Below are 11,563 nucleotides of genomic sequence, written 5' to 3' on the forward strand. Positions count from 1 at the left end.
ATAGTTTCCGTGCAGATCGGTCCGGGTATCCCGGTGCCCATGGGAACCGCGACCGAGGGCACGGCGATCTCCCCGGAGCTCGCCGCCAGGGCCGAACGAGATGACCTGCACACCCTCGGCGTCGAAGAGGAGTACCTCCTCGTCGACGCGGTGGAGCCACGCGCGGCCGAGCTGGTCGAGGAGGTCTTCGCCGAACTGCCCGCCGACCTGCGCGACGTCGTGCAGCACGAGTACTACCGCAGCCAGATCGAGGTGGCCAGCCCACCCCAGCTGGACCTGGGCGAACTCGGCACGGCACTGCGACAGCTGCGTTCCGGCGTGGCGGCGGCCGCCGAACGGGCCGGCGCCCGGCTCCTCGCGGTCGGCACCGGACCGGCGGCCGGCCCCAACGCGCGGCTCGTCGACAAGGAGCGCTACCACCGGATGCGCGAGCACTTCGGCGACCTCTCCCCCGGCCCCGGCATGTGCGGCACCCACGTGCACGTGAGCATCCCGGACCCGGAGACCGGCGTGCAGGTGCTCAACCACCTGCGCCCCTGGCTGCCGGTGCTGCAGGCGGCCACCGCCAACTCGCCGATGTTCGGCGGGCGCGACACCGGGTACGCCAGCTGGCGCTCGATGATGTGGGAGCGCTGGCCCACCGTCGGCCCCACCCCCTACCTGCGGTCCCACGAGCACTACCTGACGCTCGTGTCCGACCTGGAGGCGAGCGGCGCGATGCTCGACGAGGGGATGCTCTACTGGTACGCCCGGCTCTCCGCGAGCTATCCGACCGTCGAGATCCGGATGGGCGACGTGATGCCCACCGCCGACGACGCGGTGCTGCTCGCCGCACTGACCCGGGGCCTGGTCGCCACCCTGGTCCGGGAGGTCCGGGCCGGCACACCGGCACCGGACGTGGCCCATCCGCTGCTGATGGCGGCGCACTGGCGGGCCGCGCACGACGGCCTGGAGGGGCTGAACATCGACATGGCCACCCGCCAGCCGCGGCCGGCCTGGCGACTGCTGCGCCAGCTCTTCGACTACGTACGCCCGGAACTGGAGCGGCACGGCGACCTGGAGCGGGTCAGCGACCTGATGGGACGGCTGCGCGAGGACGGCACCGGTGCGGCCCGGCAGCGGGCGCTCCTGGCCCGCGGCGCCTCGGTCGGCGACCTGGTCGACTGGCTGGCCCGGGCCACCAGAAGTGAGGATAAGCACACACTTATCCTTGATCCGGAACGCCGAGAGGACGAATCGGCGCCGTCCTGACGAATGTTGCGTTGCGTAGCCATATGAGATGAGCTGTGAATATCACGGTCGGCGATGTGATGGTGACGGATCTGGTATCGCGCTTGATCTTGTAACACGGTAGTCATGACGAATGCCGCCGAACGCCCCGCTCTCACCAGCGCCGACGTCTCGTGACGACAGCCCGGGCGGCGGGCGGCATCGGAGCACCGATCAGACCGTCCGGATCTCCGGCCTGCGCACCGCCTTTGTGGACCCCTCCGGCGCGACCGTCCCGGCGCCCCGGCACCGGGCCGGCGCCGAGGGCGCCTCCTACGGATCGACCCGCTCACTGCCGTCGTCGTCGCGCTCGCGCGGCAACACCGGCCGGCACACCCTGGAGCGTCCCCGGGGCGGCGTGCCCCTGCCGCGGACCTCGGGTGGCGCCCACCGAGCCCCGGCGGACCCGAACGCGGGTGGCTGGATGCGGGCCGCCAAGCGCCGCCCGCAGCTCGCGCTCGCCGGGCTGGTCGCGGTCGGCCTGCTGCTCACCGCCGTGCCGATCCCCCGGGGCGGCGAGGAGAGCAGCAGCGTGATGACCGCCGCCGCGGAAGCCGTCGGCGTGATCAGCAAGCCGGAGAAGAAGAAGCCCGAGCAGCCGCAGCGCGAGTCCGAGCCGGATCCGGTGAAAGCGCTGCCCGCCGTGACCGGCCCCGCCCCGGCCGAGCCGGAGAAGCCGGCCGCCACCCCCACCCCCGAACGCACCGAGGAGAAGGCCGAACAGTCCGTCGTCCCGGTCGGCGACGGGCCGTTCAACTCGCTGCGCACCACCGGGTCCAAGACCGTCATGCTCAGCTTCGACGACGGGCCGGACCCCAACGAGACCCCGAAGGTCCTTGACCTGCTGGAGAAGCACCAGGTCAAGGCGGTCTTCTGCCTGGTCGGCACGCAGGCCCGCCGGCACCCGGACCTGGTCCGCCGGATCGCCGAGGAGGGCCACACGCTGTGCAACCACACGTGGAGCCACGACCTGAAGATCGGCAAGAAGAAGAAGGACCAGATCCTCGATGATCTGCAGCGGACGAACGCCGCCATCCGCGCGGCGGTGCCGGACGTCGCGATCCCGTACTTCCGGGCCCCCGGCGGCAACTTCACCGACCGGCTGGTGAAGACCGCGTACGGCGACGGCATGACCTCCCTCTACTGGGAGGTGGACCCGCGCGACTGGGAGCACCTCGAGGGCGAGTCGTCCGAGCAGCACATCAAGCGGATCGTGAACCAGGTGCGCAAGGAGACCCGGCCGGGCGCGATCGTGCTGTCGCACGACTTCAACCAGCCGGACACCACCAAGGCGTACGCGCAGCTGCTCCCGTGGCTGGTGGAGAACTTCGAGGTCGGCGTGCCCGGCCAGGAGACCACCCCGGGCCCGGAGCCGTCCGAGTCGGCGCCGACCGGGCCGGCCACCCCGTCCGAGGCGCCGTCCGCTACGCCGAGCGCCTCCGGGACGGCGTGACCGGCGGCGGCTGGCAGGACGGGCACCAGTAGAGGTTGCGGCCGGCCATCGGGCCCCGGGCGATCGGGGTCCCGCAGACCAGGCAGGGCTGACCGGGGCGGCGGTAGACATACACCTCGCCGCCGTGCCGGTCCACCCGCGGCGCCCGGCGCATCGCCTCCGGGGTGTGCTCGGTGTGCACGGTGTCGATCCGGCCGCGCAGCACGCCCTCCTTCATCAGCGCCCGCAGGTCGTCCCAGATCGCCGTCCAGCGGGCCGCGTCGATCGCGGTGCCCGGCGTCTGCGGGGACAGCCCGGCCCGGAACAGCACCTCGTTGGCGTAGATCAGACCGCAGCCGGCCACCACCGACTGGTCCATCAGCAGCGCGGCCAGCGGTTTGGTGCTGGCCCGGACCCGGGCGAACGCGGCCGCCGGGTCGGCGTCGTCGCGGAGCGGGTCGGCGCCGAGCCGGGCCCGCAGGAGGTCCACCCCGGCCGGTTCGAGGATCTCGCAGGCGGTCGGCCCGCGCAGCTCCAGCCAGTGATCCGAACCGGTCATCGCCAGACGGACCTGACCCACCGGCGCGGGGGCCGGCAGCACCCCGTCGGCGAACTTGCCGTAGAGCCCGAGATGCACGTGCAGGGTGCGGTCGTCCTCGAAGTGGTGCAGCAGATGCTTGCCCACCGCCTCGGTGTCGCGCAGCACGCGCCCGTCGATGAGTGCGGCGCCCGCCGCGAACCGTCCCTGCGGGCTGCTCACCCGGGCCGGCCGCCCGGCGAACAGCTCACGGTGGCGGGCGGCGAGGCGGTGAATGGTATGTCCCTCCGGCACGGCACCAAAGGTAGCCGGGCATTATGCCGTGAGCGGATTCGCCCCTCAGGCGAATCACTGGGATCCGGCCATCCACTGCGGGAAAGTGGGGACATGAGCCTTGAGACGACTATGCGTGGTGGTGGAGCGTCCTTCGACGACCAGGTCTTCGAAAGACTGCTCCGGGAACGGATCATCTTCCTCGGCAGCGAGGTCAACGACGAGGTGACCAACCGGATCTGCGCGCAGATGCTCCTGCTCGCCTCCGAGGACGCCGAGCGTGACATCGCGCTCTACATCAACTCACCCGGCGGCTCGATCAGTGCCGGCATGGCCGTCTACGACACGATGCAGTACATCAAGAACGACGTGGCCACCATCGCGATGGGCATGGCCGCCTCGATGGGGCAGTTCCTGCTCTGCGCCGGCACTCCGGGCAAGCGTTACGCGCTGCCCCACGCCCGGGTGATGATGCACCAGCTCTCCGGCGGCATCGGCGGCACCGCGGCCGACATCGCCATCCAGGCCGAGAGCATGCTGCACATCAAGCAGGTGATGAACGAGCGGATCGCGTTCCACACCGGCCACACCCCGGAGGAGATCGAGCGCGACTCCGACCGGGACCGCTGGTTCACCGCGACCGAGGCCAAGGAGTACGGCCTCGTCGACCACGTGATCACCAAGGCGGCCGACGTCGCCAGCGCGTCTCCGCTGGTCTGAGCCACACGCCACGGCGGGCTCACCCCTCAGGGGTGGCCCGCCCGTGTCGTTTCCGGGCCGGGCGGGTATGGAAGCACGTCAACACCCCGCCCATGGAGGTACTTGACGTGAGGCTTCCCACCTTCCCTCGACAGTCCACCGTCGACGAAGCGGACACCGAGCGCACGCCGGTGGCCCCTCGCCGGGACGAACCCACCACCGCCACGCTTCCGCCGGTCCGCCCGGCACCCACCACGACCGAGACCGAGCGCGCCCGCGCCATCTCGGATCCGCCGGCCCCGCCCGCGCGGCCCGCCCCACCGGCCGGCCCCAAGGCCCGCACCAGCTTCGCCGCCACCCTGGGCCTGATCCTGGCGGTCGCCGGGGCGCTGCTGGTGCTTTCCGGCCCGCTCCTCGGCTACGGCGTCGGGGTGGCCGGCCTCGCCCTGGTGTTCTCGCTGGCCGGTGTCTTCGGGACCCGCAAGCGGCATGTCGCCGGCAAGGGCAGCGCACTGCTCGGTGTGCTGCTGTCGATCGCCGCCCTGGTCGTCGGGGTGCTGGGGCTGACCGGTCAGCTCTGGTGGCTGGGCACCGACGTGCAGACGATTCCGGAATTCCGAATGTGGCTCGACGCACAGTTTGTGGACCGGATCTGACGGGTATCAGACAGATCAGCGGAACCGGGACAGCCCGACCGGCGGTCCCGCCCCGACCTCGCTCCGGCGGTTCGCCGGATTCGTTGAGGCCCCGGCATGGGTGGTGGTTCACCTCCCCGCCGGGGCCTTTGCAATGAATCGCCGCCACCCATCGGGATCACGCAACGATCGACCGCCGCACGCATGGATGATCCAGGGCGTCGGCGGCCCCCGGACGCATACCGTTTCTGTTCATGAGCGACAAGCGCCGCTACCTGATGTGCCGGCCCACCCACTTCGCCGTGACATACCGGATCAACCCGTGGATGGACCCGACGGCGCCGTACGACAACGCCCTGGCCGTCCACCAGTGGGAGACCCTGCGGGAGACCTTCCTCGGCCTCGGTCACACCGTCGACCTGATCGAACCGCTGCCCGGACTGCCCGACATGGTGTTCGCCGCCAACGGTGGCACCGTGGTCGGCGGGCGGGTGCTGGGTGTGCAGTTCCGCGACGCCGAGCGGGCCGACGAGGCCCCGGCGTACGCCTCCTGGTTCCGGGAGCGCGGCTTCGAGGTCCGCGAGCCCAAGCACACCAACGAGGGCGAGGGCGACATCCTGCTCGCCGGGGACGTGCTGCTGGCCGGCACCGGATTCCGGACCGCGCACGCCTCACACGCCGAGACCCAGGAGTTCCTGGAGCGCCCGGTGATCACCCTGCAGCTGGTCGACCCGGCCTACTACCACCTGGACACCGCGCTCTGCGTGCTGAACGAGCGCACCGTGGCGTACCTGCCGGAGGCCTTCTCCCCGGGTTCGCGGGCGGTGCTCCGGCAGCTCTTCCCGGACGCGATCATCGCGACCCCGGCGGACGCCGCGGTGCTGGGCCTGAACGCGGTCAGCGACGGCGAGACCGTGGTCCTGCCGTCCCAGGCCACCGCACTGACCGGCGCCATCCGGGCGGCCGGCTTCAACACCATCGGCGTCGACCTGTCCGAGCTGCGCAAAGCCGGTGGGGGCCCGAAGTGCTGCACGTTGGAGGTACGGCCCCCGGCGGACGATCCGGTCGGCGAGGGCCGCAAGCGCATGGCAAAGGAGCACAGCTCGTGACGACCGTGGAATTCCGCACCACCGAGGCCCTCGCGGACGCCGAGCGCTGGACCGCCCACAACTACCACCCGCTGCCGGTGGTGGTCGCCGAGGCCGACGGCGCCTGGGTGACCGACGTCGACGGCCGCCGCTACCTGGACTTCCTCGCCGGGTACTCGGCTCTCAACTTCGGGCACCGGCACCCCGGGCTGATCGCCGCCGCCCACGCCCAGCTCGACCGGGTCACCCTGACCAGCCGGGCGTTCGTGCACGACCGGTTCGCCGAGTTCTGCCGCGGCCTCGCCGAACTGAGCGGCAAGGACCTGGTGCTGCCGATGAACACCGGCGCCGAGGCGGTGGAGACCGCGATCAAGGTGGCCCGCAAGTGGGGTTACCGGGTCAAGGGAGTGGCCGCCGAGCGCGCCGAGATCATCGTGGCGGCGGACAACTTCCACGGCCGGACCACCACCATCGTCAGCTTCTCCACCGACCCGGACGCGCGGGCCGACTTCGGGCCGTACACGCCGGGGTTCGTGGTGGTGCCGTACGGCGATCTGGACGCGGTGCGGGCCGCGATCACCCCGAACACGGTGGCCGTGCTGATGGAGCCGATCCAGGGCGAGGCCGGGGTGCTGGTGCCGCCGGCCGGATTCTTCGCCGGCATGCGTGAGCTGTGCACCGCGGAGAACGTGCTGCTGATCGCGGACGAGATCCAGTCCGGTCTGGGCCGCACCGGGAAGACCTTCGCGATCGAGCACGAGGATGTCGTCCCGGACATGTATGTGCTCGGCAAGGCCCTGGGCGGCGGGATCGTCCCGGTCTCCGCGGTGGCCGCCGACCGGGACGTGCTCGGGGTGCTCAAGCCCGGCGAGCACGGCTCCACCTTCGGCGGCAACCCGCTGGCCTGCGCGGTCGGCGCCGAGGTGGTGGCGCTGCTGGCCGGCGGCGAGTTCCAGGAGCGGTCGGCCCGGCTCGGCGAGCGGCTGCACACCGGGCTGGCGGCGCTGATCGGGCGGGGTGTGCTGGCGGTCCGCGGGCGCGGGCTGTGGGCCGGGGTGGACATCGACCCGGCGCTGATGACCGGGCGGCAGGCCTGTGAGCGTCTCGCCGAGCGGGGTGTGCTGGCCAAGGACACCCACGGGTCGACCATCCGGCTGGCGCCGCCGCTGGTGGTCACCGAGGAGGAGATCGACCTGGCGATCTCCCACCTCACGGCGATCCTGAAGGGCTGAGCGGAGCGGGACTCCGACCTCGCGTTATCTGCCGACCGGCCGGAACGCCATGGTCGGGGCCTCGCCCATCACCGACTCCGGCTGGGTCAGCCCACCGCTGGCCCAGAGCCGGGACCGGCCCACGAGCACCTCGGAGTACAACTCGACGATGTCGTCCAGGTTGACCGGCCGGCTCTCGTCCCGGCGCAGCGTGATCCGCACGCTGTCGTCCATCGAGCCGTTGGGCCGGACACCCGAACCGTTCATGCTGATGTCGGTGACGGTGACCTCGCCGTTGCGCAGCGTCAGCCGGACATGCCCACGGCTGATCCACTTGCGGGCCTCCTCGGTCAGCCACTGACCGAGCATCACCCCGGCGCCGCCCTCCGGTGCCCGGCCGATCACCACGGCCCGGTCCTCGGAGACCACGAACCGCTGACGGATCACGCCGTCGATGCGCACCGAGAAGACCTCGGTGGCCGGGCGGGGCCCGACGTCACGGAGCCGGTCGCCGTGCCGGGGACAGGTCGGCACCCCGGAGCGCAGCGTCGGCGGCGGCTGGGAGACCGGGCTGGTGTAGGTGCGCATGTCGGCGAACGGGCTGTCCGCGTCACCGCCGTCGCCGTAGACGTTGCAGCTCATCGACGGGCAGCGCCAGACCCGGGCGAGCAGCCGGTCGCCGAGCGGGGAGCGCGGCGCGGGCGGCACCACCTCACCGCGGCCGACCCGGGCCACCAGCGTCGGGCCGCCCTGGCTGGACACCAGCGCGAGCAGCCGGCCGGGCTCGGCCACCCACGGCCGCTGACCGCGGAAGCGGTCCTCCCGGTCCCGGGTGAGCACCGGCAGGCCGAGCATCTCGGCCACCTCCAGCGGGCGGTCGTCGACCGACGGGACGACCTCGACCTTGCCGTCGTCGGCCCAGCGGCGCACCACCATCCGCTCGTTGGAGGTCAGATCGGTGTCGGAGAGCAGGTCCCGGGGCACCACGGCGTAGACCGGGACGTTCTCCTCGGACATGTAGCGCCCGAGGGCGTCGACCAGGAGCCCGAGTCGGACCAGGCTGGCCGGCCGGCCACCGTCCAGGTCGGCGTAGCGCACGACCTCCGCCAGATCGACCACGGCCCGGGCGAGTGCCGGGTCGGTGGTGAGCCGGGTCTCGATGGCATCGAGGACCTTGCTGACCTCGAATCTCACGAGTCCACCCCCTGTACGTGCGCGTGCTGACGCTCCGGACCATCATGCCCCGCGCGTGATCAGTTTTGAAAAGGGGGCCGCCCGCGCATGCCCGTTTAACCCTACGTGTCCGTTTGCTGACACGCCCGATCGGGCATTGACCGGATAGACCGGCATCTCAGGAAGGACGATCATGCGGGCACCAGTACTCGCCGTAGCCGCCGCGATGGCGCTGGCCGGCTGCAGCAGCACGAGTGGATCGGCGACCACCGAGCCCACCACCACCGCCTCCGCGCCCGCGACCGCCGCGCCGTCGGCCTCGTCGGTGGCCGACCCGGCCGCCACCACGGCGCTCGGCCAGGCCACCGCCGCCCTCGGCACCACCAGCTTCCGCACCACGGTGACCGCGGGCTCCGGGTTCAACCTGGTCGCGGCGATCGACGCGCCAGGCGGCAAGGGCAACGCGGAACTGACCGCCACCGGCACCAACACGCAGCTCAAGGTCAAGTCGCTGCTGCTGGGCCAGGATCTGTACGCGCAGATCCCCGGCGTCACCAAGGAGAACACCTGGACCCACCTGGACATGGCACGGCTTCCCGAGGGGGCGAACGTCGGCCTGCGCCCCGGCCAGATCGACCCGGTGAACACCGCCAACCTGCTCGGTTCCACCACCGACGTACGGTCGACCGGCTCGCGTGAGTACGCCGGCACCCTCGACCTGACCAAGGCCGCCGGGCTCGCCGGGATCGACAAGGTGACCATGGACGGGTACGGCGCGGACGCCCAGCACGTCCCGTTCACCGCCGGCCTCGACGACCAGGGCCGGCTGTCGGTGCTGACCATCCAGCTCCCCGCGGTGGACGGCAAGCAGACCGCGCCGATCGAGGCCCTCTACACCGGGTACGGCGAGCCGGTGACCGCCGAGCAGCCGCCGGCCGACCAGGTGATCGAGGCCCCGGCCGACGTCTATCAGGCCCTCGGCGGCGCCTGATCCCCGGACCTCCGGGGTGTCCATAGTGGCCGCGGTGCCGGCCGGTGCTCGTCGATCCAGGCGTCGATCCGGGCCCACCAGTCGTAGAGCCAGTCGATCCGCTCCTGCTCGCCGGCCGGCACCTCCTCCGGAGGCACACTCCAGAACCGCATCACCAGCTTCTTGTCCATCGGCAGCTCGCGCCAGACGTCCGAGACGGTGAGCATCCGGTCCAGACCGGTGTGCGCCACGAAGATGACCCCGGCGTCCGGCGCGGCCTCGATCGCGGCCAGCAGCCCACCCGGTTTCGGCGGCAGCAGGTTGCGCATCTGCTCGGCCCGCCCGGCCATGTCGTGCAGGCCCCGGGCCCGCAGCCGGGCGATGGCGTTGACCTTGCGGCGCGGGGTGAAGTTGCCGCCCTCCGGGAAGATCACGAAGGCGTCGTTCTCGTCCAGCCCGGTGGCCAGATCGCCGATCTGCTCCTCCAGGGACGCGGACCCGGTCCGGCCCGGTGAGATGAACCGGTTGGGCAGCCGGTTGAGCAGCACGTCCACCGCCGGATCCCACTGCAGCGCGGCCTTCAGCACGATCCGCGGCTCCCGGTCGAACCAGTTGACCAGCCCGTGGATCAGGGTGAACGAGTCACCCGGCCCGGCGTGCCGGCTCGCCACGATCTCCGGACGGCCCGGCTGGGCGGTGTCCGGGTCGGTGCCGACCACCTCGATCTCCAGGTGCAGCGACCACTTCGCGAACCAGAACAGGATCCGCAGGAAGAAGCCGGTCAGCACGTAGTGGGCGCGCTGGAACCACGGTGAGCGGATCTTCCAGCCGAACCCGGACGCCACCCACAGCACCGCCAGCGACACCAGCGCGAACGCGTCCCACACCAGGTAGACGATCATCAGGAAGACCAGCCGGGGCACCCGCAGCCGGCCCGGCACCAGCGGGGAGACCGCGAGCGCCAGCAGCAGCCAGACCGGCAGGGTGGTCAACAGCGTCGCGGCCAGGAGGATCACCAGGGGGCCGAGGAGCAGCCGGCGCACCCAGACCGGGGGAAGACCCATCACTGCCCCGGGAGCGGATGGACGTTCGCGGTCAGATAGCGGCGGGAGGCGGTGTACGCCCGGCTGATCCGCCGGCCGACCGCGGCCATGTCCCGGTAGGCCCACGGCGAGTCGGCCTCACCACCGCCGCTGGGAAGCACATGCACGCGTACATCGTCGGGCAGTGACGCAAGCTCGCGCGCGAACCGGTGCCGGCGGGCGATCTCGAACGCCACCTGCGCCACCTCCCACGGCCGCTTCGGCACATTGAGCTGGCGCTCCACCCGGCCGACCTGCAACACGAAGATCATTTTGGCGCCGAGCCGGACCGCCTCGCCGATCGGGATCGAGTTCACGATGCCACCGTCCACGAAGTGCTCACCGCCGATCTCCATCGGCGGGAGCAGCCCCGGCACCGCCGACGACGCCAGCACCGCGTCGACAAGCGGTCCACTGTCGAACCAGTGCTCGGCCGCCCGCTCGATGCTCGCCGCACAGCAGTGGAACGGCACCTTCAGATCGGCGAAGGTGGCTTCCTCGCCCAGCTCACTCTCCAGCAGCCGGCGCAGCGGGCGCGGTGAGTGCAAATGGGTGCGGGCCGCGAACCGGCGCATCTGCCGGCCGATCGAGTCGCCGTAGACCGCCGCCGCCTCCGGTGACGTCCAGAGCCGGACCAGCCGCTCGGTGACCGCTTCGGACGGGTCGGAGGCGACCAGAGCGCCGTTCACCGCACCGATCGAGGTGCCGACCACGTGGTCCGGCCGGAACCCGGCCCGGAACAGCGCCCGCAGCATCCCCACCTCGACCGCGCCGAGAACTCCCCCGCCGCCGAGCACGAACGCCACCGGACCGTCGACCATGCCCCCATCCTCCCACGATCATGTGCGCTTGCCTTGACGCCGGTGTCAGGCCCTACCGTCGGGGTCCATGCTGATCGGAGAGCCGGCCGAGCTAGCTGCGCACCCCGCGCTACCACGAGGAGCACGGACTGGTCCGCCCATGCCGGGACGCCAGCCCGGCGACCACCCTGGCCTACCGGGTCACCTCGCCACGACGATCGTCAGAGCCCGCCCGGGGTCCGCCCTCCGGCCCGCCATGATCAACACCCTTTCGCCGTACGCCAGCGCCTAGTTGTGATGTTCGGGGACGTTGGTCGAGGGGTTGTGACCACTCGATCTGACGATCTTTGATCGTTGCTGTGAACAGATGAAGGCCTCCAACGGTGCAGTGGA

The 11,563-nt window shown here is 71.5% G+C and carries 11 protein-coding genes; 7 read left to right on the forward strand and 4 right to left on the reverse strand.

The genetic code is table 11. From position 1 onward, the window contains the following. The first annotated feature begins 39 nt into the window (after nt 1–39). Entirely contained in the window at nt 40–1,251 is a 1,212-nt protein-coding gene (locus ACQ0O7_RS34010) for a carboxylate-amine ligase (RefSeq protein ID WP_430788372.1), read from the forward strand. Between the two features lie 112 nt (nt 1,252–1,363). Further along, nucleotides 1,364–2,722 (forward strand): polysaccharide deacetylase family protein, encoded by a 1,359-nt coding sequence (locus ACQ0O7_RS34015; RefSeq protein WP_430788375.1) that lies wholly within the window; start codon nt 1,364–1,366, stop codon nt 2,720–2,722. On the opposite strand, the gene ACQ0O7_RS34020 is transcribed toward ACQ0O7_RS34015, so the two are convergent. Next, a complete protein-coding gene (locus ACQ0O7_RS34020; protein WP_430788376.1) occupies nt 2,694–3,533 on the reverse strand; it encodes an Fpg/Nei family DNA glycosylase in 840 nt (279 codons plus the stop codon). The genes ACQ0O7_RS34015 and ACQ0O7_RS34020 overlap by 29 nt on opposite strands. A gap of 93 nt (nt 3,534–3,626) precedes the next feature. Here ACQ0O7_RS34020 and ACQ0O7_RS34025 point away from each other — a divergent pair, with 93 nt between their 5' ends. The 4 genes from ACQ0O7_RS34025 (at nt 3,627) to rocD (ending at nt 7,166) form a co-directional block, all read left to right on the forward strand. Further along, the gene (locus tag ACQ0O7_RS34025; RefSeq protein ID WP_430788377.1) at nt 3,627–4,232 is read left to right on the forward strand and encodes an ATP-dependent Clp protease proteolytic subunit; all 606 of its coding nucleotides are present in this window, start codon (nt 3,627–3,629) and stop codon (nt 4,230–4,232) included. A gap of 107 nt (nt 4,233–4,339) precedes the next feature. Further along, nucleotides 4,340–4,867, forward strand: a complete 528-nt coding sequence (locus tag ACQ0O7_RS34030) for a hypothetical protein (RefSeq protein WP_430788378.1) — start codon at nt 4,340–4,342, stop codon at nt 4,865–4,867. A 233-nt stretch (nt 4,868–5,100) separates the two neighbouring features. Next, entirely contained in the window at nt 5,101–5,955 is an 855-nt protein-coding gene (ddaH, locus tag ACQ0O7_RS34035) for a dimethylargininase (protein ID WP_430788380.1), read from the forward strand. Continuing rightward, entirely contained in the window at nt 5,952–7,166 is a 1,215-nt protein-coding gene (rocD, locus tag ACQ0O7_RS34040) for an ornithine--oxo-acid transaminase (protein WP_430788382.1), read from the forward strand. Before ddaH ends, rocD begins: the two co-directional genes overlap by 4 nt. Before the next feature lie 24 nt (nt 7,167–7,190). On the opposite strand, the gene ACQ0O7_RS34045 is transcribed toward rocD, so the two are convergent. Continuing rightward, nucleotides 7,191–8,339, reverse strand: a complete 1,149-nt coding sequence (locus tag ACQ0O7_RS34045) for an FHA domain-containing protein (protein WP_430788384.1) — start codon at nt 8,337–8,339, stop codon at nt 7,191–7,193. 172 nt (nt 8,340–8,511) lie between these two features. Here ACQ0O7_RS34045 and ACQ0O7_RS34050 point away from each other — a divergent pair, with 172 nt between their 5' ends. After that, nucleotides 8,512–9,309 (forward strand): hypothetical protein, encoded by a 798-nt coding sequence (locus ACQ0O7_RS34050; RefSeq protein ID WP_430788386.1) that lies wholly within the window; start codon nt 8,512–8,514, stop codon nt 9,307–9,309. Here ACQ0O7_RS34050 and ACQ0O7_RS34055 read toward each other — a convergent pair. Together ACQ0O7_RS34055 and ACQ0O7_RS34060 are read right to left on the reverse strand one after the other, a co-directional pair. Further along, the gene (locus tag ACQ0O7_RS34055; protein WP_430788388.1) at nt 9,288–10,352 is read right to left on the reverse strand and encodes a 1-acyl-sn-glycerol-3-phosphate acyltransferase; all 1,065 of its coding nucleotides are present in this window, start codon (nt 10,350–10,352) and stop codon (nt 9,288–9,290) included. The two genes, ACQ0O7_RS34050 and ACQ0O7_RS34055, sit on opposite strands and share 22 nt — an antisense overlap. Then, a complete protein-coding gene (locus ACQ0O7_RS34060; RefSeq protein ID WP_430788390.1) occupies nt 10,352–11,191 on the reverse strand; it encodes a patatin-like phospholipase family protein in 840 nt (279 codons plus the stop codon). The genes ACQ0O7_RS34055 and ACQ0O7_RS34060 overlap by 1 nt, the downstream gene beginning before the upstream one ends. Between the last annotated feature and the right edge of the window lie 372 nt (nt 11,192–11,563).

The organism is Actinoplanes sp. G11-F43 (assembly GCF_050589265.1).
Classification (GTDB): domain Bacteria; phylum Actinomycetota; class Actinomycetes; order Mycobacteriales; family Micromonosporaceae; genus Actinoplanes.

Coding starts and splice junctions, on each gene's coding strand:
- ACQ0O7_RS34015 (WP_430788375.1), top strand. CDS start 1,364: ATGCCGCCGAACGCCCCGCTCTCACCAGCGCCGACGTCTCGTGACGAC.
- ACQ0O7_RS34025 (WP_430788377.1), top strand. CDS start 3,627: ATGAGCCTTGAGACGACTATGCGTGGTGGTGGAGCGTCCTTCGACGAC.
- ddaH (WP_430788380.1), top strand. CDS start 5,101: ATGAGCGACAAGCGCCGCTACCTGATGTGCCGGCCCACCCACTTCGCC.
- ACQ0O7_RS34060 (WP_430788390.1), bottom strand. CDS start 11,191: ATGGTCGACGGTCCGGTGGCGTTCGTGCTCGGCGGCGGGGGAGTTCTC.
- ACQ0O7_RS34055 (WP_430788388.1), bottom strand. CDS start 10,352: ATGGGTCTTCCCCCGGTCTGGGTGCGCCGGCTGCTCCTCGGCCCCCTG.
- ACQ0O7_RS34050 (WP_430788386.1), top strand. CDS start 8,512: ATGCGGGCACCAGTACTCGCCGTAGCCGCCGCGATGGCGCTGGCCGGC.
- ACQ0O7_RS34010 (WP_430788372.1), top strand. CDS start 40: ATGGGAACCGCGACCGAGGGCACGGCGATCTCCCCGGAGCTCGCCGCC.